21 protein-coding genes and 1 tRNA gene are annotated in these 25,817 nt (G+C 65.4%); 16 read left to right on the top strand and 6 right to left on the bottom strand.

Annotation, left to right across the window (positions count from 1 at the left end; all coding sequences use genetic code 11):
- Positions 1 to 98 precede the first annotated feature (98 nt).
- The 9 genes from GW587_RS07310 (at position 99) to GW587_RS07275 (ending at position 9,554) form a co-directional block, all read left to right on the top strand.
- On the top strand, positions 99 to 734 hold the full coding sequence (locus GW587_RS07310) for a response regulator transcription factor (protein ID WP_166100555.1): 636 nt from the start codon (positions 99 to 101) through the stop codon (positions 732 to 734).
- A complete protein-coding gene (locus GW587_RS07305) occupies positions 734 to 2,002 on the top strand; it encodes a sensor histidine kinase (protein ID WP_166100554.1) in 1,269 nt (422 codons plus the stop codon). Before GW587_RS07310 ends, GW587_RS07305 begins: the two co-directional genes overlap by 1 nt.
- An 82-nt stretch (positions 2,003 to 2,084) precedes the next feature.
- The gene (locus GW587_RS07300) at positions 2,085 to 4,229 is read left to right on the top strand and encodes a TonB-dependent receptor (protein ID WP_166100553.1); all 2,145 of its coding nucleotides are present in this window, start codon (positions 2,085 to 2,087) and stop codon (positions 4,227 to 4,229) included.
- 13 nt (positions 4,230 to 4,242) lie between these two features.
- Positions 4,243 to 4,536 carry a hypothetical protein gene (locus GW587_RS07295; RefSeq protein WP_166100552.1) on the top strand — a complete coding sequence of 98 codons (294 nt, stop codon included), beginning with the start codon at positions 4,243 to 4,245 and terminating at the stop codon, positions 4,534 to 4,536.
- Positions 4,526 to 4,795, top strand: coding sequence for a hypothetical protein (locus GW587_RS07290; protein ID WP_166100551.1), 270 nt, complete (start codon positions 4,526 to 4,528; stop codon positions 4,793 to 4,795). The genes GW587_RS07295 and GW587_RS07290 overlap by 11 nt, the downstream gene beginning before the upstream one ends.
- Positions 4,792 to 6,351 carry a PepSY-associated TM helix domain-containing protein gene (locus tag GW587_RS07285; protein ID WP_166100550.1) on the top strand — a complete coding sequence of 520 codons (1,560 nt, stop codon included), beginning with the start codon at positions 4,792 to 4,794 and terminating at the stop codon, positions 6,349 to 6,351. The genes GW587_RS07290 and GW587_RS07285 overlap by 4 nt, the downstream gene beginning before the upstream one ends.
- Before the next feature lie 165 nt (positions 6,352 to 6,516).
- The gene (locus GW587_RS31615; protein ID WP_267878037.1) at positions 6,517 to 6,639 is read left to right on the top strand and encodes a hypothetical protein; all 123 of its coding nucleotides are present in this window, start codon (positions 6,517 to 6,519) and stop codon (positions 6,637 to 6,639) included.
- A 96-nt stretch (positions 6,640 to 6,735) separates the two neighbouring features.
- The gene (locus GW587_RS07280; RefSeq protein WP_166100547.1) at positions 6,736 to 8,643 is read left to right on the top strand and encodes an MFS transporter; all 1,908 of its coding nucleotides are present in this window, start codon (positions 6,736 to 6,738) and stop codon (positions 8,641 to 8,643) included.
- 149 nt (positions 8,644 to 8,792) lie between these two features.
- Positions 8,793 to 9,554, top strand: coding sequence for a hypothetical protein (locus GW587_RS07275; RefSeq protein ID WP_207393385.1), 762 nt, complete (start codon positions 8,793 to 8,795; stop codon positions 9,552 to 9,554).
- A gap of 6 nt (positions 9,555 to 9,560) precedes the next feature.
- Here the strand turns inward: GW587_RS07275 and GW587_RS07270 are convergent, their stop codons facing one another.
- The 3 genes from GW587_RS07270 to GW587_RS07260 all read right to left on the bottom strand — a co-directional run bounded on the left by GW587_RS07270 (position 9,561) and on the right by GW587_RS07260 (position 14,855).
- The gene (locus GW587_RS07270) at positions 9,561 to 11,120 is read right to left on the bottom strand and encodes a hybrid sensor histidine kinase/response regulator (protein WP_166100544.1); all 1,560 of its coding nucleotides are present in this window, start codon (positions 11,118 to 11,120) and stop codon (positions 9,561 to 9,563) included.
- 5 nt (positions 11,121 to 11,125) lie between these two features.
- Positions 11,126 to 12,601, bottom strand: coding sequence for an ATPase domain-containing protein (locus GW587_RS07265; RefSeq protein ID WP_166100541.1), 1,476 nt, complete (start codon positions 12,599 to 12,601; stop codon positions 11,126 to 11,128).
- A gap of 100 nt (positions 12,602 to 12,701) precedes the next feature.
- Positions 12,702 to 14,855 (bottom strand): diguanylate cyclase domain-containing protein, encoded by a 2,154-nt coding sequence (locus GW587_RS07260; RefSeq protein WP_166100538.1) that lies wholly within the window; start codon positions 14,853 to 14,855, stop codon positions 12,702 to 12,704.
- A gap of 218 nt (positions 14,856 to 15,073) precedes the next feature.
- Here GW587_RS07260 and GW587_RS07255 point away from each other — a divergent pair, with 218 nt between their 5' ends.
- The 4 genes from GW587_RS07255 (at position 15,074) to GW587_RS07240 (ending at position 21,571) form a co-directional block, all read left to right on the top strand.
- Positions 15,074 to 16,279: an efflux RND transporter periplasmic adaptor subunit gene (locus tag GW587_RS07255; protein WP_166100535.1), complete on the top strand. Its 1,206-nt coding sequence runs from the start codon at positions 15,074 to 15,076 to the stop codon at positions 16,277 to 16,279.
- Between the two features lie 15 nt (positions 16,280 to 16,294).
- A complete protein-coding gene (locus GW587_RS07250) occupies positions 16,295 to 19,432 on the top strand; it encodes an efflux RND transporter permease subunit (protein ID WP_166100533.1) in 3,138 nt (1,045 codons plus the stop codon).
- A 2-nt stretch (positions 19,433 to 19,434) separates the two neighbouring features.
- Positions 19,435 to 20,871 (top strand): AdeC/AdeK/OprM family multidrug efflux complex outer membrane factor, encoded by a 1,437-nt coding sequence (gene adeC / locus GW587_RS07245; protein WP_166100531.1) that lies wholly within the window; start codon positions 19,435 to 19,437, stop codon positions 20,869 to 20,871.
- Positions 20,872 to 20,953: 82 nt separating this feature from the next.
- On the top strand, positions 20,954 to 21,571 hold the full coding sequence (locus tag GW587_RS07240; protein ID WP_166100528.1) for a TetR/AcrR family transcriptional regulator: 618 nt from the start codon (positions 20,954 to 20,956) through the stop codon (positions 21,569 to 21,571).
- Here GW587_RS07240 and GW587_RS31205 read toward each other — a convergent pair whose 3' ends face one another.
- Positions 21,572 to 22,117 carry a PEP-CTERM sorting domain-containing protein gene (locus GW587_RS31205; RefSeq protein WP_229259346.1) on the bottom strand — a complete coding sequence of 182 codons (546 nt, stop codon included), beginning with the start codon at positions 22,115 to 22,117 and terminating at the stop codon, positions 21,572 to 21,574.
- A 178-nt stretch (positions 22,118 to 22,295) separates the two neighbouring features.
- Here GW587_RS31205 and GW587_RS07230 point away from each other — a divergent pair, with 178 nt between their 5' ends.
- Positions 22,296 to 23,003 carry a fumarylacetoacetate hydrolase family protein gene (locus tag GW587_RS07230; RefSeq protein ID WP_166100526.1) on the top strand — a complete coding sequence of 236 codons (708 nt, stop codon included), beginning with the start codon at positions 22,296 to 22,298 and terminating at the stop codon, positions 23,001 to 23,003.
- 5 nt (positions 23,004 to 23,008) lie between these two features.
- On the opposite strand, the gene GW587_RS07225 is transcribed toward GW587_RS07230, so the two are convergent.
- Positions 23,009 to 23,833, bottom strand: a complete 825-nt coding sequence (locus tag GW587_RS07225; protein WP_166100523.1) for an SIR2 family NAD-dependent protein deacylase — start codon at positions 23,831 to 23,833, stop codon at positions 23,009 to 23,011.
- A 67-nt stretch (positions 23,834 to 23,900) separates the two neighbouring features.
- On the opposite strand from GW587_RS07225, the gene GW587_RS07220 reads away from it, so the two are divergent.
- Positions 23,901 to 23,977 (top strand) — tRNA-Pro (locus tag GW587_RS07220).
- An 84-nt stretch (positions 23,978 to 24,061) separates the two neighbouring features.
- On the opposite strand, the gene GW587_RS07215 is transcribed toward GW587_RS07220, so the two are convergent.
- Positions 24,062 to 24,268: a helix-turn-helix transcriptional regulator gene (locus tag GW587_RS07215; protein ID WP_229259345.1), complete on the bottom strand. Its 207-nt coding sequence runs from the start codon at positions 24,266 to 24,268 to the stop codon at positions 24,062 to 24,064.
- Between the two features lie 832 nt (positions 24,269 to 25,100).
- Here GW587_RS07215 and GW587_RS07210 point away from each other — a divergent pair.
- A complete protein-coding gene (locus tag GW587_RS07210; protein WP_229259344.1) occupies positions 25,101 to 25,697 on the top strand; it encodes a phage integrase N-terminal domain-containing protein in 597 nt (198 codons plus the stop codon).
- Positions 25,698 to 25,817: the final 120 nt, after the last annotated feature.

Raw genomic sequence — 25,817 nt, 5'->3', positions numbered from 1 at the left:
TGAAGTGGCAAAATAAAAGGAATTCATTGGAATATTTTGCGCTTGCAGGGTGTGTTATGCTTCCACCATCTGGTAATTAATATTCTTGGAGGTGGCAAATGAAGATACGCGTCATGCTGGCGGACGATCATCCGATCGTGATGACGGGGTTCGCGATGTCGCTGCAAGGGCAGGGGCTGGACGTGGTGGCGCAGGCGCGCACGCCCGAGGATGCGCTGGCGCAGTTCCGGCAGTTGCAGCCGGACGTGATCGTGCTCGACATCCGCTTCGGCGAGCAGCTGACCGGCCTCGATGTGGCCAAGCAGATCCTGGCGCAGACGCCGGCGGCGGCCATCGTCTTCCTCAGTCAGTTCGATCAGGATAGTTTGATCAAGGAGACCTACCGTCTCGGCGGCCGCGCCTTCATGACCAAGGACTGCGACCCCGCCGATCTGGCGGCGGCGGTGCGGCGCGCACACGAAGGCGAGTTGTACTTCCTGCCGCACATCGCCGAGCGGCTGGCCAACCTGTCGGTGCGCGGCGACGCCTCGCCGCAATCGCAGCTGGACGAGCGCGCGCTGGAGATCTTCACGCTGATGGCCGAAGGCCTGACCAACGCGGAGATCGCCGAGAAGCTCGACGTCTCGACTAAAACCATCAGCAATATCAGCCAGTCCGTGAAAGAGAAACTCGGTGTGCACCGGCCGGCTTACATCACGCGGCTGGCGGTCAAGCACGGCCTGATCGAACCCTGATGCGGTTCGACTTCTGGCGCCGCTGGAGCGTGCGTTCGCGGCTGATGGCGATGACCGCCATCCCGCTGGCCTATATGTTCTGCACCTTCATCTGGTACGCCCATCAATCGCGCTTGTCGGAAGTGCGCGACGAGATGGCGGAGCGCGGCCCATTGGTGGCCAAGGTGCTGGCCGACAGCAGCGAATTCAGCCTGCTGGCCGGCCGCTACGACGATTTGAAGCTGACCATCAACGGCTTGCTGAAGTCGGACGCCAGCATCTACCGCATCGAAGTGCTGGATGCGCAGCGGCGCGAGCTGGTGCACGCGGCGGCGCGCGGCTCGGGCGAACCTGAGCCGCGCGCCTACGAGGCGCCCATCGTCAAGCGCCTGATGTGGGTGAACATGCTGGGCGCCGACGGCAAGCCCTATGTGAAGGACCAGCGCAGCGGCCTCACGGTGGAGACCATGGGCTTTGTGCGGGTGACGATGTCGCCGTCGGCGATGCTGCTCAAGCAGACCAGGCGTTTTTACGTCGAGCTGCTGGTCGGCAGTCTGGGCCTGCTGGCCTGCGTACTGCTGGCGTGGCAGCTGGCCAAGGGCCTGGATGGATCGCTGCAAGCGTCGATGCGGGCGCTGCGCGAGGCCGACGCGGAGAAGCGGCGCCTGATCCGCAAGGTCAACACGGTGGTGGAGGATGAGCGCAAGAGCATCGCGCTGGAGATCCACGATGAGCTGAACGCGACGCTGATCGCGGCGCGGCTGGAGGCGCAGCGCATCGCCGACCTGGCGGGCGAGGGCGAAATCCGCGACAAGGCGCAGTCCATCATCAAGCTGACGCTGGGCCTCTACAACAGCGGCCGCTCGCTGGTGCGGCGCCTGCGTCCCGAGGTGCTGGACATGCTGGGACTGGACGGCGCGGTGGAGGAGATCGTGCGCCACTACGACAGCGCGCGCTCCGGCTGTCGTTTCACCTTCCAGGCCGGCGGCGATTTCTCGCGGCTGGAGAGTGGCATCGGCATTTCCGCCTACCGCATCATGCAGGAGGCTTTGTCCAACATCGTCAAGCACGCCCGCGCCACACAGGCGTCGGTGACGCTGTCGCTGGACGAGGCGGGACTGCACATGCTCATCGCCGACAATGGCGCCGGCTTCGATCCGGCGCTGGCGTCGCAGGGCATCGGCATCGTCGGCATGCGCGAGCGGGTGTATGCCTTCAACGGCCGGATCGAGATCGATACCGGCCTCGCCGCCGGCACCCGCATCGCCATTTCGATGCCAATTCAATAAAATTTTCCTTTGAATGTAAACGATTCTCATTTACCATATTGAGTTGAGAATAATTCTCATTCATAAAAATAGGGGAAATGGAATGCGTATCAAAGTGATGGTGCTGGCGCTGGCCGGTGTGACGGCGGGCTGGCAGGCGCACGCCGAGGAAACCGCGCCGATCGAGCAGGTGGTGATTTCCGGCGACAAGCTGAAACGCACCGAGATCGACAGCAGCGCCAGCGTCGGCTCGCGCAACCGCCGCCAGATCGCCGAACTTGGCGCCAACAACATCGAGGACGTGGCCGCGCAGATGGCCAACGTCGGCACCGCCGAGGGGCTGTCGATCCGTGGCGTCGGCGTGTACGGGCCGACCGGCGGCGGCGGCCGCACCATCACCGTGGTGGTCGACGGCGTGTCGCAGGACGGTTTCGGCCAGGAGTTCAGCAACATGACCTTGTGGGACGCCGACCGCATCGAGGTGCTGCGCGGCCCGCAATCCACTAACCAGGGCCGCAACTCGCTGGCAGGCGCGGTGGTGATGAAGACCCGCGATCCGTCCGATGTGCGCGACTTCAGCTACCGCGCCAGCGTCGGCAACCAGAACGCGCACCGGGTGGCGATGGCCGGCGGCGGCGCCATCGTCGAGCAGGTGCTGGCGGGGCGCATCTCGTTCGAACAGCGCAAGCGCGACGGCGAAGTGTACAACCCGACCCGCGACGATGAACGCGCCAACCACGAAGACGGCCACACGCTGCGCGGCAAGCTGCGCATCACGCCATGGGGCGAGCGCTATCAGGCGCTGCTGACCCTGGTGGACGACCGCCAGAAGATGGGCAGCCCGTCGGTGGAGGCGGTGACGGTGCCCATCAAGGCGCGGCAGAATCTGTCGAATGAATTGCGCGTCTCCGACAACCACACCCGCTCCGCCGCGCTGGAGCAGACCTTCCGCCTCGGCGGCGCCGGCATCACCTTGCTCACGACGTATTCGCACAATCTGTACGACCGCATCCAGGATTACGACGCGACGGAGCTGAAGCAGGGCTTCCGCGCCGGCCAGAACATCGACCGCCAGTGGGTGCAGGAGGCGCGCGCCAATTTCGACACGACGCTGTTCGGCCGCCAGTTGAAGGGCGTGGCGGGGCTGTATTATTCGAACCAGCATTACAGCGGCGACGATGTGTTCACGGTGCCGGTGTCGTATGTGCTTGGCCTGGTCGGCCAGTGCCGGGTGCAGGCGGCGTGCGACGCGGCCTACGGCGCTGACTTCATCAACCGCCGCAACCTGCAGGCCGACGCCACCAAGACCCGCGCCGCCTTCACCGAGCTCGATTACGCGATCGACAAGCTGACGCTGACCGCCGGCATGCGCTTCGACGGCGAACGCCAGCGCCGCGTGCTGACCACCGAAACCAGCGGCACCTCGCCGCTGGCGCGCACCATCTTCACGCAGCTGATCAACGGCGGCATCTTCGCCGGCGACAATGTGCAGAACCTGGGCACCGACAACTCGGTGTGGCTGCCCAAGCTGGGCGTGCGCTACGCGCTGGCGCCGGAGTGGGTGGCCGGCCTGACCGCGCAGCGCGGCTACCGCACCGGCGGCGTCGATTACAGCTACCAGCGCGGCCCGCATGCCTTCGGCCCGGAGTTCACCAAGAACTACGAGGCTTCGCTCAAGGGCGCGCTGGACAACGGCATGGTCGTGGCGCTGAATGCCTACCGCGTCGATTGGCGCGACCAGCAAGTCAACGTCGGCCGCAATACGCTGGACGTCTACTTCATCAACGCCGGCAAGTCGCGACTGCAAGGGCTGGAGGCCGAGATTCGCGGCAAGATCAACAAGAACCTGGAGTTGTTCGGCGCGCTGGGCGTGGCGAAATCGCGCTTCATCGATTTCGTCTCGCCGCAGGGCGACTTCACCGGCAAGCAGTTCGCCCGCTCGCCGCGCGAGACGCAGTCGGTCGGCTTCAACTGGACCCCTGGCCGCTGGACGCTAAACTCCAACCTGGTACACAGCGGCGGCACCTACACCGGCCCGGAAAACGTCGATCGCAATGACGGCCACACGCTGCTCGGCGCGAAGGCTTCGTACCTGTTGTCCAACGGCGTGTCGCTGTTCGCCTTCGGCAGCAACCTGACCAACCGCACCTACATCACCGCCAACCATCTGGAATCGGTGACGGGCCGCTACGCCGTGGTGCTGGGCAACGCGCGCCAGGTCGGCTTCGGCGTGCAAGGCAATATCTGACAAGGAGCTCGTCATGAACTGGATCTGTATCGGCGTGGCTGCGCTGGCCGCGCTATGTCTTTATTTGGCGTCGCCGCACCAGGGCTTGTGGCCGGCCGCGCTGCGGCGGCAAAATTTCCTGCGCTGGCTGGCGGTGCCGCTGTCGGTGGGTTCGATCGCTTCGGCGGTGGAGGCTTACGGCGTCTGGTGCGGTGTGTGCATCGGCCTTTCCGGCTTCATGACGATGCTGGTCGCGCTGCCGTATCTCGATGCGTGGCGCAACGGCGGCAAGCCGCGCGCCAAGCCGGGAGCGCGCCATGTGGGGTAAATCGACCGCCGCCGTGTTTCTCGCCATGCCGCTGGCGGCGCTGGTGGTGGGCTTCATCGCGCTGCTCAGCGGCGACCAGAGGACCACCACCTTGCCGCTGCTGCTGATGTTCTTCGTGGTGTGGGTGGCCGCGATGACTTGCACCTACTTGTTCAAGACCGGGCTGCGCGCCTGGCTGTGGATGGGCGGCGCCATCATCGTCGGCTTCACGCTGCTGCACTTTTTAAAGGCGGCGGGCCTGCTTAGGGTGGGCGCATGAAATCTTCGACTTTACGCACATACATCGCGGTCCATACCTGGGTGGGGCTGGTGGCCGGATTCTGTTTGTTCATCGCCTTCTACGCGGGTGCGGTCACCATTTTCCACGAGGAGCTGCATGCGTGGGAGACGCCGCCGCCCCGCGCCGCGCAGGCGGCGGCCGAGCCGCAGGCGTTGATCGACGCGGTGCTGGCGGCGCATCCGAAGGCGAAGGATGTTTTCTATCTCCGTCTGCCGTCGCGGTACGAACCGCAGCTGGTGCTGGAATTCGACGAGCGCCACTTCCGTTTCGACGCGTCCGGCAAGCTGGAGGAGTTCAAGGAGCATTCGCAGCTGTCGGGGTTCATCTATCGCCTGCATTACACGGCGGGCTTGCCGCGCAGCGTGGGCCTGTATCTGCTGGGCGTGGTCTGCGTGCTGTATGGCGTGGCGTTGGCCAGCGGCGTGATCGTCTATGCGCCGACCTTCTTCAAGGATTTGTTCGCGCTACGCATCGGCAAGAACATCAAGCGCATGTGGCAGGACGCGCACAACGCCATCGGCATCCTGTCGCTGCCGTTCCACCTGATGTACGCGTGGAGCAGCGCGATCCTGGCGCTGGGCGTGATCCTGCTGGCGCCGTTCCAGTACCTGATCTTCGATGGCAAGCTGCTGGAGCTGGTGGGGCAGGATATTTACGTGGCCGCGCCGTCCAAGCCGGCCGGCGTGGCGGCGCCGTTGCTGCCGGCATCGCAGCTGCTGGCGACGATACGGCGCGAGGCGCCGGGCGTGCAGGTGGAGACGCTGTCCTACCGTCACGCCGGCGACGCCAACGCGCAGGTGCAGGCCTACGGCAAGATCGCGCAGCACACCGTGGCCGACATGGCCGCGGTGGTGCTGAACGCCAGCAGCGGCAAGGTGGTGCGGGTGATGGTGCCGGAGAACTTCAGCCCTGGCACGCGCTTTCTGCGCAGCCTGCAGGCGCTGCACTTCGGCGGCTTCGGCCAGGCTGCTGTGCAGTGGATGTACTTCATTCTCGGCATGGCGGGCGCTTTCCTTTTCTATAGCGGCAACCTGTTGTGGATCGAGGCGCGGCGCAAGCGGCAAAGCCTGGTGCAGCCGCGCAGCGGCAAGCTGATGGCGCAGGGGACGCTGGGCGTGTGCCTCGGTTGCGTGGCGGGCGTGTCGGCGGTCTTCCTGATCAACAAGCTGGGGCCGGCGGATGCGCTGCCCTTGTGGGAGGAGCGCGGTTATTACGCGGTGTTCCTGCTGTGCGTGGCGTGGGCCTTCGCGCGGCCGCCGGCGCGCGCGGGCTACGAACTGCTGATGCTGTGCGCCGGCCTGACGCTGGCGATCCCGCTGGCGCATTGGTTCGGCAGCGGCGTCAATCCGCTGCTGGCGCTGGTGGACGGCGATGGCGTGGTGGTGGGCGTGGCGCTGGTGTCGCTGCTGTTCGCCGCGCTGTACCGCAAGATGGCGCGCGCGGTGCTGCAACGCGGCCTGCACGGCGACCCGCACAGCGTCTGGTCGCTGCGCGCGCCGACCGAGGCGGCGGGGGAGGCGCGGCAGGCGGCGTAAAGCGGCGTATAGTCAATCCTGGAAGTCATCGGGGAACATCGCCATGGAAACAGCATTCACCACCGCAGCCGATCGGGTGGAGTTTGCGGAGTTCTCTGAATTGCTGCCGTTGAATCCGGCGTTGCGGACACGCAATCGTGGCGAGATGGCGGCATCGATGCCGGTTTGCTGCTGTTTGAAGATTCCGATATCCGCAAGGCGAACTTCCCGGTGCGAATTCCGGACCGAGTATCCAGTGCGCTGGCCAGCCGTGGCGCGGAGGATGCGCTCGACGCCTGGATCGGTTGATCTGCGTCTACGTCATTGCTTTTCTGCATGCTCTGGCATGCGGTTATAATCCGCTCAATCTTTCCGGAAACTCCACACGCAAGGGATCCGCACGACATGAGCCAGCCCAATCAGTTCTCCCTGTTGACGCAGCGCCGTTTCGCGCCGTTTTTCTGGACCCAGTTTCTCGGCGCCTTCAACGACAACCTGTTCAAGACCGCGCTGATCGTCATCCTGACCTTCGATGCGCTCAGCTGGACCACGTTGTCGCCGTCGCTGGTGACCAACCTGATTCCCGGCCTGTTCATCCTGCCGTATGTGGTGTTTTCCGCCACCGCCGGCCAGCTGGCCGACAAGTTCGAAAAGGCCGGCCTGACCCGCTTCATCAAGTGGCTGGAGCTCGGCATCATGCTGGTCGCCGGCGCCGGATGGTTGACGCACACCTTGTGGCTGCTGGTGCTCGGCGTGGTCGGCATGGGCGTGCACTCGACGCTGTTCGGCCCCGTCAAATACGCTTACCTGCCGCAACAGCTCAAGCCGGAGGAACTGATCGGCGGCAACGGCGTCACCGAGATGGGCACCTTCGTCGGCATCCTGCTCGGCGAGATCCTGGGCGCCGTGCTGGTGGTGAAGCAGCCCAGCGGCATCGCGCTGGTGGCCGCCGCCACCGTCTTCGTCGCGGCGCTGGGCCTGATCGCCGCCTACCGCATTCCCGATTCGCCGGCGCCGGCGCCGGAGCTGAAGATCAGCTGGAACTTCGTCGGTGAATCGATCCGCAACATCAATTTCTCGCGCAAGAACCGCACCGTGTTCCTGTCCATGCTGGGCAACTCATGGTTCTGGTTCTACGGCGCGCTGGTGCTGTCGCAGTTCCCGGTCTACGCCAAGGATTACCTGCACGGCGACCACAGCGCCTTCGTGTTGCTGCTGACGGTGTTCTCGCTGGGCGTCGGCAGCGGGTCGCTGCTGTGCGAGCGCCTGTCCGGCCACAAGGTGGAGATCGGGCTGGTGCCGTTCGGCTCGATCGGCCTGACCGTGTTCGGCGTCGACCTGTACTTCGCCAGCCTGGCCTACGGCAGCGGCGTGGCGGCGTTGACCGCCGGCCCGCATCTGGAAGCGATGGCGCTGCTGGCGCAGCACGGCATGTGGCGCATCCTGTTCGACATCCTGATGATCGGCATCTTCGGCGGCCTGTTCATCGTGCCGCTGTTCGCGCTGATCCAGACCCGCTGCGACCCGGCCCACATCTCGCGCACCATCGCCGGCATGAACATCCTGAACGCGCTGTTCATGGTGGCGGCGGCCGGCCTGGCGATCGTGCTGCTGGGGCAGGGCTTCAGCATCCCGCAACTGTTCCTGGTGACGGCGCTGCTGAACGCGCTGGTGGCGGTCTACATCTTCTCGCTGGTGCCGGAGTTCCTGATGCGCTTCCTGGCCTGGCTGCTGATTCACACCGTGCACCGCGTGCACACCGTCGACGCCGACCGCATCCCGGACGAGGGCGCGGCGGTGCTGGTGTGTAACCACGTGTCGTATGTCGACGCGATCGTCATCGGCGCCGCCAGTCCGCGTCCGATCCGCTTCGTCATGGACCACCGCATCTTCAAGCTGCCGCTGCTGGGCTGGATCTTCCGCACCGCGCGCGCGATCCCGATCGCGCCTGCCAAGGAGGATCCGTGGCTGATGGAGAAGGCCTATGTCGACATCGCGCAGGCGCTGCACGAGGGCGACCTGGTGTGCATCTTCCCCGAAGGTCGGCTGACCCGCACCGGCGAGATCAGCGAATTCAAGGGCGGCATCGCCAAGATCATCGCGCGCAGCCAGGTGCCGGTGATTCCGATGGCGCTGCGCGGCCTGTGGGGACATCTGCTGAGCCGCAGCGGCGACAACGTGTTCGAGCGCGCCTTCCGCACCGGCCTGCGCTCGCGGCTGGCGCTGGCGGTCGGGGCCCCGGTGGCGCCGCAGGATGTGACGCCGGAGGGCTTGCAGTCGCAGGTGGCGGCGCTGCGCGGCGAATGGAAATGATGGCGCTTTTACCAGAAGATTTACTACCAAGTCGTTACGAATTGTAATTTACAAGTGGTTGCAATTTGCTCGTCCGTTTTTACAAGTTTTCTTTAGACTGCTTTGCGGCGTCCGACCAGGCGCCGCAAACCATAACCAGGGAAAACAAAATGTTCAAACAGACCCCCGTATTTTCCGTGCTCGCCATTGCGGGCCTGCTCTCGTTGGCCGCTTGCGGCGGTTCGGACGGCATCGCCGTGGTGCTTCCGCCCCCGGTCGCGGCGCCGCCGCCAACCCCGGTCGCATCGACCATCAGCGTGGACTTCACCAAAGGCATCGACGGCTGGACGGCCGGCGTGGCGGACTACGCCGACGATTCCGAGCCGACCGAAGCGGCCTCCGGCTGGTCCAAGCTGCCGCCGCCGGTGCAGGGCATGGGCTATTTCCTGATCTCGCACAACAACAGCGACGACGTGTTCACCTACACCAAGCACCAGGTTGGCGGCTTCGTGCCGGGCGCGAAATACAAGCTGACCTTCGAGATGCGCTACGCCACCAGCGCGGCGCTCGGCTGCTTCGGCGTGGGCGGCGCGCGCGGCGAAAGCATCTACCTGGTGGGCGCGGCCGTGATGGACGAGCCGAAGCTGGTCAAGCAAGTCTCCGGCAACTCGCACCGCTACCGCTTGAACTTCGATCACGGCGACCAGGCCGTCTCCGGCGCGCAGGGCAAGGTGCTCGGCCTGCTGGGCGTCGAGGGGCTGGACTGCGGCGGCAACGAGTTCGCCGCCGCCAGCCGCAAGTCGGACGAGCCAGTCACCGTGCAGGCGGACAAGGACGGCAAGTTCTGGCTGGTGCTGGGCACCGACTCGGCCTTTGAAGGCACCAATGCGATCTACCTGCTGGGCGCCAAGGTCGACGTCAAGCCGCTGTAATCGGGGCTAGCGCGCCGCCTGGACCTGGTCGCGGTTGTGGCGTGCGCCGGCCAGACGGATGATCTGCTCCAGCTCCACCGGCTTGACCAGGTGATGGTCGAAGCCGGCCTCGAGCGTGCGCCGGCGCGCGTCGCTCTGGCCCCAGCCGGTCAGGGCCAGCATCAGGATGCGCTCGGCGCCCGGCCGCTGGCGGATGGCGCGCGCGGTTTCGTAGCCGTCCATGCCCGGCATGCCCAGGTCCATGATGATCATGTCTGGCTGCGACTGCGCGGTCGCCGCGACCGCCGCCGCGCCGTCGTACACGGCGCGCACGTCGAATCCGTCGATCTCCAGCAGCGCCGCCAGCGAATCGGCGGCGTCTTCGTTGTCGTCCACCACCAGCACCTTGATCTTGCGGCCGTCGGCGGCGGCCGGCGGCGCCAGCGGCGCCACGCCGCGCGCGCCGTCGCCGCTCCCCGCCAGCACCGGCAGCCGGATCAGGAATTCGCTGCCCTGTCCCGGACCGTCGCTGCGCGCCTCCACCGTGCCGCCGTGCATCTCGGCGAACTGGCGCGACAGGCTCAAGCCTATCCCCAGCCCGCTGGAGAATTGCCCGCTGACGGTGGCGCTCTGTTCGAACATGCGGAAGATGCGCGGGATGGTGTCGGCGTCGAGGCCGATGCCGCTGTCCTTGACGCTGACCAGCAAAGCCGGGCCGGCGCCGCTGTCGCCACCTTCGGCGTCGATGGCGGCGCGCACCAGCACGTTGCCGCCCTGCGGCGTGAACTTGACCGCGTTGGAAATGATGTTGGCGTAGATCTGCACCGCGCGCGCGTAGTCGACGTCGAGCATGATCTCGCTGGGCGGCAGCTGCCAGGCGATGTGGATGCGCTTGGCGTCGGCGGCGTACTGGCACAGCTCGCCGACATGGCGCATCACGGCCGCCAGCGTCACCTGCTGGCGCTGCAGCGTGATCTTGCCGCTGGTGATGCGGGCGACATCGAGCAGGTCGTCCACCAGCCGCGTCAGCAGCCGCACCTGGCGCTCGACCACCTCGCGGATGCGCGCCACCGGCGCCGCGTCCGGGTACAGGTGGGTCAGCAGCGACACCGAGGTGCGGATCGGCGCCAGCGGGTTGCGCAGTTCGTGCCCCAGGCTGGCGAGGAATTCATCCTTGCGCCGCGCCGCCTCGCGCACCTGGTACTGCTTGTTGCGCGCCCGCAGCGTCGAGTGCAGCGCGGTGATCAGCGTCAGCGTGCGCACCGGCCGCTCCATCAGGCTCAGGTTGCCCAGGCCGGCCACCGCCTGCCGCACCGTCGGCGAATCGGCGCCGTGATGCGTCAGCAGGATGATCGGCAGGTCGGACCACTCGGGCTGGTTGGCCACGCAATCCTGCAGCAGCTGATAGCCGCCCGGCGCCAGCGCTTCCTCCACGGTCAGCACCGCGCCGGCGCCTTGCTCCAGCTGCCGCGCCAGCTCGGCCAGCGTGGCGCAGACATGGCTGTCGATCTGCGCCATATGCAGCACCTTGGCCGCCAGCGGCGCGTCCTGGCCGGTGGGCGCGTAGATCAGGATGCGCGTTTCCATCGGCGTCAGTGCTCTTCGGCGGCGACCAGGCTCGGCACGCCGGTCAGGATGCCGTGGAAATCCTTCAGCACCGGACCGACGCGGATGCCTTCGCCGCTGAGCTCGAAGCGGCGGATGGTGCGCTCGTGCACGCTGCCGCGCTTCTTGAACACCGAGATCGCCTGGCGCACTTCGCCGGCCGCTTCGAAGTAGCGCAGCATGATGACGTTGTCGGCCAGGTAGCTGGCGTCGACCGCGCTGCTCATCGAGCCGAGGAAGCCGGCCTGCACCCCGACCAGGATGCTGACCACGCCGCGCTGGCCCAGGTAGGTCAGCAGCTCGTGCAGATAGATGGTGAGGAAGCGTTCGTCCGGCACCGCGTTCAGGTAGCCGTTCAGGCTGTCGATAACGACCACCTTCACGCCGCGATCGACCGCCTGCATCACCGCATGGGTGAATTCGCCCGGCGACAGTTCGGCCGGGTCGATCTGCTGGATGGTCAGCAGCTTGCGGTCGATGGCGTGGTTCAGTTCCAGGCCCATATTGGCGCAGCGGTTAAGCAGGTTGCTGCGCGCCTCTTCGAACAGGAACATGGCGCTGGACTCGCCGCGCGCGGCCGCCGCGTGCACGAACTGCGCCGACAGCGACGACTTGCCGGTGCCGGACGGGCCGGAGATCAGCGTGCTGGTGCCTTCCTCCAGGCCGCCGCCGATCAGCGCGTCGAGTTCGGCCAGGCCGCTCGACAGCTGCAGCCGCCGCGCCGATTCGCGGCTATCGGCCGCCACCAGGCGCGGGTAGACGTGCAGTCCGCCATGCAGGATCTTGTAGTCGTGGGCGCCGCCGCGAAAGGCGATGCCGCGGTACTTGACCACGCGCAGCCGGCGCCGCTCGGCGCCGTAGGCCTGGTCGGCCAGCTCCAGCGTCAGCACCGCGTGCGCCACGCTGCGCACCTGCAGGTCGGTGCTGAGCGCGGTGCGGTCGTCGAGGAAGATGGTGGTGCAGGAGCGGCTGGTCAGATATTGCTTCAGCGCCAGCACCTGGCGCCGGTAGCGCAGCGGGCTTTCGGCCAGCAGTTGCAGCTCGGACAGCGAGTCCAGCACCACGCGGCTTGGCTTGTACTTGTCGATCGCCGCCAGGATGCGCTGGGTGGTGTTGCCCAGTTCGATCTCCGACGGATGGAAGATAGTGTATTGCTGGTCCGGGTCCAGCGCGCGCTCGTCGGGGACGATTTCCTCGATGTGGATGCCGTCCATGCTCCAGCCGTGCGACTGCGCGACGCTGCGCAGTTCGACGGCGGTTTCGGCCAGCGTGATGTATAGCGTGGATTCGCCGCGCGCGCGGCCCTCGTTGAGGAACTGCAACGCCAGCGTGGTCTTGCCGGTGCCGGGTTCGCCCTCGACCAGGTACAGCCGGTCGCTGGTCAGCCCTCCGTTGAGGACATCGTCGAGTCCGGGCACGCCGGAGGAGAGAAAATCGTTGGTGATGCTGTTTTGCGCTTCCATGGCGAATGTCCGAAACGAGGTTCGGTCGATATTACCTGAAACAACAAAAATTGGATTTCCGATATAAGCCATGCGTGCGCTGCCGCACCCCGCGCACGGTTCAGCGCCGCGCCCGTTGCTGCGCGCCTTGCTGCTTGTTGACGTACATGGCGCGGTCGGCGCGGCCCAGCAGCATCTCGATATCGGCCGGATCGTCCGGGTGGTGGATGGCGATGCCGATGCTGGCGCCCAGCATCACGGTCGCGGTTTTCAGCACGAACGGCTGTTGCAGCACCGGCCGCAGCTTGTCGGCGGTCTCCTGGGCGTCGTCGTCGCTGTGCAGCATCTCCAGGATGACAATGAATTCGTCGCCGGCCAGGCGGCCGACGGTGTCGGTCTTGCGCACCGTCTGCCGCACCCGCTCGGCGAACTGGCGCAGCAGCTCGTCGCCTTCCTCGTGGCCGTAGCGGTCGTTGACCTGCTTGAAGCGGTCGAGGTCGAGGAAGAACACGGCGCAGCTCTGGCGCAGGCGGTTGGCGCGCTGCAAGGCTTCGTCCAGCGTCTGCATCAGCGCGCGACGGTTGGGCAGGCCGGTCAGCGTGTCGCGCAGCGCCATCGCCTCCATCGAAGCGAACAGCGAGCGGCGTTCGCTGATATCGTGCAGGAAGGCGATGAACAGGTGACCGCTGCTGCGCGGCACGTAGGCCAGCGAGATCTCCACCGACAATTCCTTGCCCTCGCGGTTGTGCAGGGTCAGCTCGATGCGGCGGTTCAGCACCGATTCCGTGCCGGCGCCGGCTTCGGCCAGCTGGCGCATGTCGCGCTCGTAGGCGCGGCGCAGCAGCGGCGGCAGCACCATCGCCCCGAGCGGCTGGCCGATCACCTCGGCGCGGCTCCAGCCCAGCAGCCGTTCGGCCTGGCGGTTCCAGTCCAGCACCACGCCGCCCGGATCGAGCGCGATGAAGGCGTCGTGGGCGTTGTCGAGGATGGCGCGCAGCTCGGCGGCGCGTTCCTGCAACAGCTGCTGCGTGCTTTGTTCCTGCGCCAGCGCGCGCTCCAGTTGCAGCGCCTTGCGGGCGATCTCGCGGGTGCGTTCGGCCACCGTGGTTTCCAGTTTTTCGTTGAGCGCGCGCAGCGTGCCGAGATGGACTTCCTCGTTGCGCAGCAGCTCGGCCAGCGCGCGCGACAGCACCTGCACCTCGTGATAACTGTCGACCGGCACCAGCTCCGGCGGCGCCGCATCCGCCGCGTTGGCCGGCATGGACAGGCGTTGCTCGATGTTCTTGCTCAGCGCGTTCAGCGGCGTGGTCAGGCGGCGCGCCACCACGGCGGCGGCCAGCGCCAGCACCACGCCCAGCACCGCGCCCAGCAGCAGGATCTGGCGTTCCAGCGCGCGCGCGCCGGCCAGCGCCAGGTCTTCCGGCTGGCGCACCAGCACCGACCACGACAGCGTGGCCGGATCGCCTTTCTGGCCACTGAGCGAATAGCCGGTCAGGTAGCGGCGCTCGTCGCCCCAGGTCTCCTTCAGCGAACCGGTGGCGCCGGCCTGCGACAGCGCCAGGCTGCTGTTGACGATCTTTTGTTCCTCCATGCCCTTCGGCCCCAGCACCACGGTGCCGTCGCCGCGCACCACGAAGATGTCGGCCGAGTATTGCTTGTCGGCCGGCGCCAGGATGTTGTGCGCCAGACGCCGCGCCCAGCCCCAGCTCATGTGCACGCACAGCACGCCGCGATAGCTGCCGTCGGCGCGCTGCACCGGCCCGGCGGCGTCGACGAAACGCCATGGATCGCTCGACTGCGGCAGTTTCTTGCCGAGCAGCACGGCCGGATGGAAGTCGCCTGCGTATAGCTTGTCTTGGCCGCCCTTGAACCAGTCGCGGCCGCTGACGTCCACGCCCTCCAGCAAGCCCTGGGTGGCGGCGTAGACGGTGCCGTCGGGATTGGCCATGCCGATCCAGGCGTAGTCGGGGAAGGTTTTTTGCAGGCTTTCCAGCACCTTGCGGGTCTCGGCCGGGGATTGCGCGTCGCGGATCTGCGGCAAGGCGGTCAGCAGGGCGACGTCGCCGGTGGCCTTCTGGATCACCCGGTTCAGGGCGTCGCGCATCTGCCATGACAGCTGTTGCAGCCGCTGCCCGGCTTCGCGCTCGGCGTAGTCGATGGCGAAGTGGTCGACCAGCACCAGCAGCGACAGCACCGTCAGCAGCACGATGGCGCTGACGCCAACCGTCACCAGAGTGGCGAGGCGGGGGCGGGCGGTGCGGTCGGTGGTCGACATGAAGGCTAGAAAGATGTCTAAAGGAAAGTAATCGATTGTAGCACCGGGCGGGTGTCATGCCCCGGGTGTCGTGGACAAATTCACCACTAAATCGGCACTTAAGCGATGCTTAAGCCACGCTTAAGTTCGCTGCGTTGCAGCAATAACGCACTTGACTTAATTAGAATGATCGTTCATTCTATAGTTTGTGATGACCATCTACTCAGAAAGTTTCAACTATGGAAGCCAAATTCCGCAAGCCGTCCGCTCGGACGGCAGGGGCCATCGCCCTGGTCGCAGCCGCTACGCTGGTCGCCGGCTGTTCCAAGTCCAAGACTGAAGCGCCGCCGGCGCCGGTGGCGGAAGTGGGCGTGTTCAAGGTCGCTCCCGAGGCGCTGCAGATCACCACCGAACTGCCGGGCCGCACCGCCGCATTCCAGGTGGCCGAAGTGCGTCCGCAGGTCAGCGGCTTGATCCAGAAACGTCTGTTCGTCGAGGGCGCCGACGTCAAGGCCGGCACGGCGCTGTACCAGATCGACGCCGCCACCTACCAGGCCACCGTCAGCTCGGCCAAGGCCGCGCTGGCCAAGGCCAAGGCCAACCTGATGACCAGCGGCCCGAAAGTGTCGCGCTACAAGGAGCTGGTCGCGATCGAGGGCGTCAGCCGCCAGGACTACGACGACGCCGTCGCCTCCAACGAGCAGGCCAAGGCCGATGTCGAATCGGCGGCCGCCGCGCTGGAGCAGGCCGCGATCAACCTCAAATACACCCACGTCAACGCGCCGATCAGCGGCCGCATCAGCCGCTCCACGGTCACCCCTGGCGCGCTGGTCACCGCCAACCAGACCACCGCGCTGACCACCGTGCAGCAGCTCGATCCGATCTATGTCGACGTCACCCAGTCCAGCGAAGACATGCTGCGCCTGAAGCGCGACATCGAAAGCGGCGGCCTGAAAAAATCCGGCGGCCTGGCCAAGGTCACGCTGGTGCTGTCCGACGGCAGCAAGTACGCCGAAGCGGGCAAGCTGCAATTCTCCGATGTGTCGGTCGATCCGGGCACCGGCAACGTCACGCTGCGCGCGCTGTTCCCGAATCCGAAGCATGATCTGCTGCCGGGCATGTTCGTGCGCGCGGTGGTGGAGTCGGGCGTCGACGAGGCGGCCATCGCCGTGCCGCAGCAGGGCGTGACCCGCAACGCCAAGGGCCAGGCCACCGCGCTGGTGCTGAACAAAGAAGGCAAGGTCGAGCAGCGCACGCTGGTCACCGGCGCCACGCTGGGCGACAAGTGGCTGGTCAAGTCCGGCCTGGTCGCCGGCGACCTGCTGATCGTCGAAGGCGTGCAGAAGGTCAAGCCGGGCGCGCCAGCGACCGCCGCCAAGCCCGCCGCCGCCGTTGCCGGCCCGGCCGGCGGCGCGATGTCTCCGAACGCCAAGAGCGCTCACTAATCCAGGAGATATTACATGTCCCGTTTCTTTATTGACCGCCCGATTTTCGCCTGGGTGGTCGCGATAGTGATCATGCTCGCGGGCGTGATCGCGATTCTCGGCTTGCCGATATCGCAGTATCCAAGCATCGCGCCGCCATCGATCTCGATCAGCGGCTCCTATCCGGGCGCCTCCGCCAAGACGGTGGAAGACTCCGTCACCCAGGTCATCGAACAGAAGATGAAGGGTATCGACGGCTTGCGCTACATGTCGTCGTCGAGCGATTCGACCGGCGGCATCAGCATCACGCTGACCTTCAAGAGCGGCACCAATCCCGACATCGCGCAGGTGCAGGTGCAGAACAAGCTGCAGCTGGCGACGCCGCTGCTGCCGACCGCCGTGACGCAACAAGGTCTGGTGGTGGCCAAGGCCACCAAGAACTTCCTGATGGTGCTGGGCTTCGTCTCCGAAGACGGCAGCATGAAGCAGGCCGACATCGGCGACTACGTCACCGCCAGCGTGATCGATCCGGTCAGCCGGGTCGAAGGCGTGGGCGACGTCACCAACTTCGGTTCGCAGTACGCGATGCGGATCTGGCTCGACGCCGCCAAGCTGCAAAGCTATCAACTGACGCCGGCCGATGTCACCAACGCCATCACCGCGCAGAACACCGAAGTCTCGGCCGGTGAGCTGGGCGGCCTGCCGTCGGTCGCCGGCCAGCAGCTGAACGCCACCGTGACGGCGCAAAGCCGCCTGCAAACGGTCGAGCAGTTCGGCGCGATCCTGATGAAGACCTCCACCAGCGGCGCCACCGTGCACCTGCGCGACGTCGCCCGCATGGAGCTGGGCAGCGAGAGCTACAAGATCCTGGCCCGTTACAACGGCAAGCCGGCGTCCGGCCTGGCGATCAAGCTGGCCACCGGCGCCAACGCGCTCGATACCGCCAACGCCGTCAAGGCCAAGGTCGCGCAGATGGAGAAGCAGTTCCCGGCCGGGCTGAAAGCGGTGGTGGCGTTCGACACCACGCCGTTCGTCAAGCTGTCGATCGAGGAAGTGGTCAAGACGCTGGTTGAAGCGATCGTGCTGGTGTTCCTGGTGATGTATCTGTTCCTGCAAAACTTCCGCGCCACGCTGATTCCGACCATGGCGGTGCCGGTGGTGCTGCTGGGTACCTTCGCCATCCTGTCGGCGCTGGGCTATTCGATCAACACGCTGACCATGTTCGCGGTGGTGCTGGCGATCGGCCTGCTGGTCGACGACGCGATCGTGGTGGTGGAAAACGTCGAGCGCGTGATGACCGAAGAGGGCCTGTCGCCGCTGGAAGCGACCCGCAAGTCGATGACCCAGATCAGCGGCGCGCTGGTGGGTATCGCCATGGTGCTGTCGGCGGTGTTCGTGCCGATGGCCTTCTTCAGCGGTTCGACCGGCGTGATTTACCGCCAGTTCTCGATCACCATCGTCTCGGCGATGGTGCTGTCGGTGGTGGTGGCGATGGTGTTCACGCCGGCGCTGTGCGCCACCATCCTGAAGCCGGTGGCCAAGGATCACCACATGGCCAACACCGGCTTCTTCGGCTGGTTCAATCGCGGCTTCGAGCGCGGCACCAACAAATACCAGGGCATCGTCGGTACTCTGCTGAACCGCAGCGGCCGCGCGCTGCTGATGTATGCGGCGCTGCTGGTGGTGCTGGTGCTGGTGTTCATGCGCCTGCCGACCTCCTTCCTGCCGGAAGAGGATCAGGGCGTGTTGTTCTCGCAGATCCAGCTGCCGACCGGCGCCACCCAGGAGCGTACGCTGAAGGTGATCGACAAGGTCGAGCAGCACTTCCTGACCAATGAAAAGGACGCCGTCGCTTCGGTGTTCGCGGTGGCCGGCTTCAGCTTCAGCGGCAATGGCCAGAACAGCGGCATCGCCTTCGTGCGGATGAAGGACTGGTCCGAGCGCAAGGGCGCCGAGCATCGCGTCAACGCCATCGTCGGCCGTGCCATGGGCAGCTTCTCGCAGATCAAGGACGCGATGGTGTTCGCCTTCGCCCCGCCTGCGGTGCTGGAACTGGGTAACGCCAGCGGCTTCGACTTGCAGCTGCAGGATATCGGCGGCGTCGGTCACGACGCGCTGATGGCGGCACGCAACCAGATGCTGGGCATGGCGTCGAAGAGTCCCATCCTGGTGGGTGTGCGCCCGAACGGCCAGGAAGACACGCCGCAGTACAAGATCACCGTCGACCAGCAGAAGGCCACCGCGCTGGGCCTGGCCGTGGCCGATGTCAACAAGGTGCTGAGCACCGCCTGGGGTAGCGCCTACGTCAACGACTTCGTCGACCGTGGCCGCGTCAAGAAGGTGTACCTGCAGGGCGATGCCGATTCGCGCATGACGCCTGAAGATCTGGGCAAATGGTTCGTGCGTAACGCCGACGGCGAGATGGTGCCTTTCTCGGCCTTCTCGACCGGCCAGTGGATCTACGCGTCGCCACGCCTGGAACGCTACAACGGCTTGCCGTCGACCGAGATCCTCGGCGCGCCGGCGCCGGGTCAGAGCTCCGGCGCCGCGATGGCGGAAATCGAAAAGCTGGCCGAGAAGCTGCCGCCGGGTATCGGCTACGAGTGGACCGGCCTGTCGACCGAGGAGCGCGACTCCGGCTCGCAGACCACGCAACTGTATGCGATCTCGATCCTGATCGTGTTCCTGTGCCTGGCCGCACTGTATGAAAGCTGGTCGATTCCGTTCTCGGTGCTGCTGGTCGTGCCGCTGGGCGTGATCGGCACCGTGCTGGCGACGTTCGTGTTCAAGTTGTCGAACGACGTCTACTTCCAGGTCGGCCTGCTGACCGTGATCGGCCTGGCGGCTAAGAACGCGATCCTGATCGTGGAATTCGCCAAGGAGCTGCAAGAGCAGGGCATCGAACTGAAAGAGGCGACGCTGCAGGCGGTCAAGCTGCGTCTGCGCCCGATTCTGATGACGTCCATCGCCTTCGGCCTCGGCGTGTTCCCGCTGGCGATCAGCAGCGGCGCCGGCTCCGGCAGCCAGAACGCGATCGGCGTCGGCGTGCTGGGCGGGATGCTGACCGCGACCTTCCTCGGCATCTTCTTTGTGCCGGTGTTCTTTGTGCTGGTGCGCGGCTACTTCGCGCCGAAACCCGGCAAGGCCGAAGCCAAGACTGTAGAGGTAAATTAATCATGCAAAAATCTTTAATCACGATGGCGGCCGTGGCGATGTTGGCCGGCTGCAGCCTGGCGCCGGTGTACGAACGTCCGGACCAGCCGGTGCCCCAGGCCTGGCCCGCCGGCGACGCCTACAAAGGCGTGCCGCAGGCCGCCGCCGACGCCAAGCCGGTGTCGGAAATCCAGTGGCGCGATTACTTCGCCGATGCCAATCTGCGCAAGGTGATCGAGCTGGCGCTGGCCAACAACCGCGACCTGCGCGTCTCGGTGCTCAATATCGAGAAGGCCAAGGCGCAGTACAACATCGACAGTGCCGCGCTGCTGCCGAAGCTGTCGGCCAGCGTCAGCCAGACCGCGTCGCGCACGCCATCGACGCTGTCCGGCACCGGCGAATCGTTCATCAACCGCCAGTACACCGGCGGGCTGGTGATGTCCGCGTATGAGCTGGACTTCTTCGGCAAGGTGCGCAACCTGTCCGAAGCCGGCCTGCAGAGCTACCTCGGCACCGAGGAAGCGCGCCGCGCGCAGCAGATCACGCTGGTGTCGGAAGTGGCCAACGCCTACCTGACGCTGATCGCCGACCAGCAGCGTCTGAAGCTGGCGGCGGACACGCTGCAAAGCCAGCAGACCAGCTATGACCTGAGCAAGAAGCGCTTCGACTCCGGCGTCACGTCGGGCGTCGACGTGTACGATTCGCAGACCAGCGTGGAGAGCGCGCGCAACGACATGGCGGTCTACACCGCGCAAGTGGCGCTGGACCAGAACGCGCTGGTGCTGCTGGTCGGCGGCGACGTGCCGGCCGAGCTGCTGCCGAGCGGCGACTTGAACGCCGTGACGCAGCTGGCCGCGATCCCGGCCGGCCTGCCGTCCGACCTGCTGCGCTCGCGTCCGGACGTGCAGCAGGCCGAACGCGCGCTGCGCGCCGCCAACGCCAACATCGGCGTGGCGCGCGCCGCCTTCTTCCCCAGCATCTCGCTGACGGCGTCGGGCGGCAGCGCCAGCACCAATTTGTCCGGCCTGTTCAAGGCCGGCTCGGCGACCTGGAGCTTCATCCCGCAGATCAACCTGCCGATCTTCGACGGAGGCGTCAACCGCGCCAACCTGAACATCGCCAAGGCCGACCGCGACATCTCGGTGGCGCAGTACGAGAAGTCGATTCAAGTCGCGTTCCGCGAAGTGGCCGACGCGCTGGCCACGCGCGGCACGCTCGATGAACGGGTGGCGTCGCAGCAGGCGCTGGTCGAGGCGGCGGAGAAGAGCTACCGCATCAACGAAGCGCGCTACCGCAAGGGCGCCGACTCGTACCTGAACGCGTTGATCTCGCAGCGCGCGCTGTACGCGGCGCAGCAAGGGCTGATCTCCACGCGCCTGAGCAAGACCAGCAACGCCGTCACCCTGTACAAGGTGCTGGGCGGCGGCTGGCAGCCGGAGCTTGCGCCGCCGCGCGGCTAAGGCCCGAGCCGGGTCGGCGGACGCCATCGCGCGTCCGCCGTTTTGGTATACTTCGTTACAAACCCGATCCAAGGAACACCGCATGACCACCCCCACCACCGCCAAACGGCGCAGCGACCCGGAACGGGCGCAGAACCGGCGTAACCAGGTGTTGCAGGCGGCGGCCGTGTGCTTCGCCCGCAGCGGTTTCCATGGCGCCAGCATGGCCGAGATCTCGAAAGAGGCGGGCATGAGCGCCGGGCATATCTACAATTATTTCGATGGCAAGGACGCCATCATCATGGCCTTCGTCGATTTGCAGTCCGAGCATGTGATGACGCAGCTGCGTGAGCTGGACAGCAAGGAAGACCCGTTGCAGTCGATGATCGACGAAGCGCCGCGCCACATCGACGAAAGCCTGGATCCGCATTTTTTCGAGCTGCCGATGGAGATGTGCGCCGAAGCGGCGCGCAACCCGAAGATCGCCGCCGCGCTGCGCGCCGCCGACGTCGCGGCGATGGAGAAATTCCGGCCGATCATCAAGCGCGAACGCGAGCGGCGCAACCTGCCGGTGGATGATGAGTTGCTCGACGGCCGCATCGACACCGTGGTGTCGCTGTTCCACGGCCTGCCGGTGCGGGCCTTGTATCGGCCGCAACTGGATCGCGACGGCCTGGTCGAAGGCTACCGCGTCGCGCTCAAGGCGCTGCTGTTGACCTGATCAGGCGTGCTGGCGGCGGCGGGCGGTAAAGCCGAGCAGCCCCAGGCCCGCCAGCAGCATCGCGTAGGTTTCCGGTTCCGGTACCGCCGCGACGGCGTCCAGATGCCAGTTGGCCGAAACATCCGTCTCCGACGCCCGATCCAACGCATATACCTGTGGCGAAATCGCCTGAGCCAGATCGGTGGTGGTGGAAGCGTAGGGGATCAGCAGGAAAGCGTGCGTATATCCAGTGGAAAAGCCGCCGTCCGTGAGCCCGAAATTGCTGTGCAAGCCATCAAACGACACCACGGCATTGCTGTCCCAGCTGTCGGAGGCCATATGGTAAGCACCCACCGTAAACGGTGCGGTAAAAAACGCGGCGCCATTGAGCATCACGGTGAAGTTCGACAGGCCGGTCACCAGGTTGCCGTTGGCCGTGCCGTCGAAGGAACCGGTGAAGGCATAGCCGCTTGCAAAATCATAGGAAAAATTGAAGGTGGTCGCCTGTGCGGCCGCCCCGGACAGAAGAGTGACGGCCAGCGCGGCCGACCGGATCAGTTTTTTCATGGTGAGACTCCCGCAGGGACAGTTAATTCGTGCATCGCTAATAATTGCCAAGGTTACACTAATATTTCGCAAATGGAAATATATTCCCGGAGATTTGTCACCTATTGTTTCCCGCCCGTGTGAGCCGGCGGCGGCTGTTGTACCATCGTGATGTCTTTTTCCTGTCTACCGGAGCATCATGACTTCCTACGTTATCCCCGCCCACGACATCGTCGGCCTGCCGGTCGCCGGCACCGGTGATTTGTTCCCGGTCCGCCGCGTCTACTGCGTCGGCCGCAACTACGCCGCCCACGCACGCGAAATGGGCTACGACCCGGACCGCGAGCCGCCATTCTTCTTCTGCAAGCCGAACGACGCGCAAGCGGTGATCGCCGTCGCGCCGGACCAGGTGCTGGAGCTGCCGTATCCGCAAGTGACCAGCAACCTGCACTACGAGTGCGAGCTGGTGGTGGCCATCGGCAAGGGCGGCAGCAACATCGCCGCCGAAGACGCCGCGCAGCACATCTTCGGCTACGCGGTCGGGCTGGACATGACGCGCCGCGACCTGCAATTCAAGATGCGCGACGCCGGGCGGCCGTGGGAGATCGGCAAAGCCTTCGACTACTCGGCGCCGGTGGGCGTGATCCACCGCGCCGCCGAAGCGGGCGACATCAACCAGGCCGCGATCCGGCTGGACGTGGACGGCGTGACCAAGCAATCGGCCACCATCGATCACCTGATCTGGTCGATCAGCGAAACCATCGCCAACCTGTCGACGCTGTTCGCGCTGGCGCCGGGCGACCTGATTTTCAGCGGCACGCCGGAAGGCGTCGGCGCGGTGGTGCGCGGGCAGACGCTGACCGGCAAGGTCGACGGCCTGTCGGGCATCGCCGTCAAATTGGTGTAAATAGTTTATATAAGGGCGTCGATGGCCGTCAGCGCGGCCATGGCGCCCATCGCCAGCCCGACATCGCGCGGGCCGCCGACCTGCGGCTCGCGCGGATTAATCCGTATCATGCGGCCATTGTGCTGCTGGATCACCTGCTGGCCGAAATGGCGCACCGACGGTATCGCCGTGCCGGCGCCCAGCTCGACCACCAACGGCCTGCGCGCCTTGCGCAGCAGCGCATGCAAGCGTTTCTCCTGCATCTGCGCGCGTTGTTCGATCCATCCCCAATCGCCAAACATCAGTATATTCGGCCGCGCCAGCGCGCCGCAACGAGGGCAGGTGGGCGGCGCGTTGAGCAGGCGGCAGGCTTCGGTATCGACTTGCGGCGTGTAGCCGTCGGCGGACCAGATGTCGGCGCCGCAGGGTTGCAGACATTGCAGATGGTGGATGGAGCCGTGGCATTCGTACATGCGCAGCGGGTCGAAGCCGGCCTTCTGGAACTGGCCGTCGACGTTGCTGGTGAAGACGCCGTAGCCGTGGTCCATGCGCTCGCCCCATTGTTTCAACAGGTAGAAGCCGGCGTGCGGCTGCGTCTCGCGGTAGAGCCGCAGGCGATGGCCGTAGAAACCCCACGCCAGCGCCGGGTCTTGGTGGAAGGTGGCGGGCGAGGCGACGCTGGTGAACGCCATCCCGGCGCGGCCGAGGGCGGGGTAGGCTTTCCAGAAGCCGGCGTCGCCGCGAAAATCGGGCAAGCCGGAATCGACGCCCATGCCGGCGCCGGCGGCGATGATCAATGCGTCGGCCTGGTCGAGCAGGTCGGCGGCTTGTTGCAGGGCGTCGGAGGTCATGCGGTATGTTAGCTGCGCAAAGCAAACATGACAAATACTTAAAGCCGCTGCTATAATTCAAGTTCGTCGGGGCGTAGCGCAGCCTGGTAGCGTACGTGCATGGGGTGCACGGGGTCGGAGGTTCGAATCCTCTCGCCCCGACCAATAGAATCAAAGACTTAGGCTCATCTTCGGATGGGCCTTTGTTTTTTCTACTACTGCCGTACCCCAACAAATACCCCAACAAAATCAAACCCTTGCCTGCAACCGGCCGGCGACCCACGCCTGCACCTCCTCCAGACTCCAAGCAGAAGCCTGTCTGGTGATCTTAACCGGGGCTGGAAATTCGCCACGCTGGATATACAAATAAACGGTACTGCGGGCCAGTCCGCAGATGGACATCACCTCCGGCAGCCGTATCAATCGCGTGCCGTGGCCAGAAGAAGAGGGCATCATGGGAACCTCCATAAGTACAAGTGGAGCCACCAGTGTCCCCAGCTTCCGCGCTGTACACCACCCCAAATGCGCAGCCAAACAAGGCTCCATTCCGGGTTGATATAAAGACGAAGCACGCCGCACAATAAGCCCACAACATGCGAAGATCGCCTTCGCACCTGGCGGATGCCAGGCGTTGCGCTCGTAACGCGCCTAACGATACGGCCCCTGTTCCAGAAAGGGCCACGCAAACATCCTGGTGCCCGGCTGCGGTAAAGCCACCACCACCAACCCATGGCAGCACCCCACCTAAGGCGGACCATCAACTCCCCCGCCGTCGTTCCCGCGAAAGCGGGAACCCAATTTTGCGAGCACCCACAGAGCTGCCCGCATCCACGCGCCGCCCCGCCAACGCGTGCATCCCCAGCGCCGCAATCTCCCGCAGCGCAAACCGCGCGTCGTTACTGGCGGCCTGCTGCCAGTGACGACGCGCCAGCAACCAAGCGCCATAAGGGCTGCGCCACCGCTTCGATAGTGACGACAGCCAGTGACGGCGGCATCGACCGCCATCAGTGCAGCAAAACGCTGCTTGCCAATATGCCCCACGTGGGCCGACAACGTGTGCGAGGCACACCCCATGGACCCTGGGTAACTGGTCCCACCGAGATCAGGCTTCCACGAGAAGCGGATCGAGGCGCCACACGCGCATGCGGCGCGGGCAGGCAGTGAACAAACCGCATACACGGGAGTGGTGTCCCGAGGTCTGAACAAACCGTCCTTGCTGCGGCAAGCACGGAGACCAGAAACACTTACCTGACATGACCACACTACGCATCAAAATCGGAGACGCACCATGCGCGACTTGAACTACCAACTCAAGCAGCTATGCAACCGCAATCGTGACGGCAGCTACGCTACGCAATCGGATCGTACACGTATCCTCTCCCACGTCGCCAACCAGTTGCACGAACTTGGATATCGCCACATGAATGCAGACAGCCTGCGACCCAAGCACGTAGACGCCCTGATACAGCAATGGAAATCAGAAGGCATCAGCGCCGGCACCATGAAGAACCGCATGAGCGCCATGCGCTGGTGGGCGCAGAAGATCGGCAAGGACAACATCATCGCCCGCGACAACCGCAGCTACGACATCGACAAGCGCACCTTCGTCACCAACATCTCCAAGGCCAAAACTCTCGATAACGAGCGTCTGGCCAAGATCACCGATGCCTACACCGAGATGTCGCTGCGCCTCCAATCCGCGTTCGGCTTGCGCCGCGAAGAGAGCATCAAGATAATTCCCGCATGGGCCGACGGTGGCGACAGATTAAAGCTGAAAGACACGTGGACCAAGGGTGGCAAATACCGCGAGATCGCCATCCGCACGCCAGAACAACGCACCGTCCTCAATGAAGCCAAACGGCTGGCCGCTGGTGGAAGCCTGTGATCTTGCCCCCGTATAACCGGACACGTCCTATCGCTTAGTTAGCGCCGCTTTCTTGAGCCCGGCGCGCCAGCTCCCTCCTGAACATGCGAGGAGATTTCAACTTCAACGACGAATGCGGAT

Origin of the sequence: Duganella aceris, assembly GCF_011090165.1 — a bacterium.
In the GTDB taxonomy this organism is placed as follows: domain Bacteria; phylum Pseudomonadota; class Gammaproteobacteria; order Burkholderiales; family Burkholderiaceae_D; genus Rugamonas; species Rugamonas aceris.
The sequence above is the reverse complement of the archived record's forward strand: the minus strand, read 5'-3'. Positions and strand labels throughout refer to the sequence as shown.

Excerpts from the sequence above, each read along its gene's own strand:
- GW587_RS07230 (WP_166100526.1), top strand. The coding sequence starts at position 22,296 with ATGACTTCCTACGTTATCCCCGCCCACGACATCGTCGGCCTGCCGGTC.
- GW587_RS07225 (WP_166100523.1), bottom strand. The coding sequence starts at position 23,833 with ATGACCTCCGACGCCCTGCAACAAGCCGCCGACCTGCTCGACCAGGCC.
- GW587_RS07300 (WP_166100553.1), top strand. The coding sequence starts at position 2,085 with ATGCGTATCAAAGTGATGGTGCTGGCGCTGGCCGGTGTGACGGCGGGC.
- adeC (WP_166100531.1), top strand. The coding sequence starts at position 19,435 with ATGCAAAAATCTTTAATCACGATGGCGGCCGTGGCGATGTTGGCCGGC.
- GW587_RS07305 (WP_166100554.1), top strand. The coding sequence starts at position 734 with ATGCGGTTCGACTTCTGGCGCCGCTGGAGCGTGCGTTCGCGGCTGATG.
- GW587_RS31205 (WP_229259346.1), bottom strand. The coding sequence starts at position 22,117 with ATGAAAAAACTGATCCGGTCGGCCGCGCTGGCCGTCACTCTTCTGTCC.
- GW587_RS07280 (WP_166100547.1), top strand. The coding sequence starts at position 6,736 with ATGAGCCAGCCCAATCAGTTCTCCCTGTTGACGCAGCGCCGTTTCGCG.
- GW587_RS07285 (WP_166100550.1), top strand. The coding sequence starts at position 4,792 with ATGAAATCTTCGACTTTACGCACATACATCGCGGTCCATACCTGGGTG.
- GW587_RS07250 (WP_166100533.1), top strand. The coding sequence starts at position 16,295 with ATGTCCCGTTTCTTTATTGACCGCCCGATTTTCGCCTGGGTGGTCGCG.
- GW587_RS07270 (WP_166100544.1), bottom strand. The coding sequence starts at position 11,120 with ATGGAAACGCGCATCCTGATCTACGCGCCCACCGGCCAGGACGCGCCG.
- GW587_RS07240 (WP_166100528.1), top strand. The coding sequence starts at position 20,954 with ATGACCACCCCCACCACCGCCAAACGGCGCAGCGACCCGGAACGGGCG.
- GW587_RS07295 (WP_166100552.1), top strand. The coding sequence starts at position 4,243 with ATGAACTGGATCTGTATCGGCGTGGCTGCGCTGGCCGCGCTATGTCTT.
- GW587_RS07310 (WP_166100555.1), top strand. The coding sequence starts at position 99 with ATGAAGATACGCGTCATGCTGGCGGACGATCATCCGATCGTGATGACG.
- GW587_RS07265 (WP_166100541.1), bottom strand. The coding sequence starts at position 12,601 with ATGGAAGCGCAAAACAGCATCACCAACGATTTTCTCTCCTCCGGCGTG.
- GW587_RS07290 (WP_166100551.1), top strand. The coding sequence starts at position 4,526 with ATGTGGGGTAAATCGACCGCCGCCGTGTTTCTCGCCATGCCGCTGGCG.
- GW587_RS07215 (WP_229259345.1), bottom strand. The coding sequence starts at position 24,268 with ATGATGCCCTCTTCTTCTGGCCACGGCACGCGATTGATACGGCTGCCG.
- GW587_RS07275 (WP_207393385.1), top strand. The coding sequence starts at position 8,793 with ATGTTCAAACAGACCCCCGTATTTTCCGTGCTCGCCATTGCGGGCCTG.
- GW587_RS07210 (WP_229259344.1), top strand. The coding sequence starts at position 25,101 with ATGCGCGACTTGAACTACCAACTCAAGCAGCTATGCAACCGCAATCGT.
- GW587_RS07255 (WP_166100535.1), top strand. The coding sequence starts at position 15,074 with ATGGAAGCCAAATTCCGCAAGCCGTCCGCTCGGACGGCAGGGGCCATC.
- GW587_RS07260 (WP_166100538.1), bottom strand. The coding sequence starts at position 14,855 with ATGTCGACCACCGACCGCACCGCCCGCCCCCGCCTCGCCACTCTGGTG.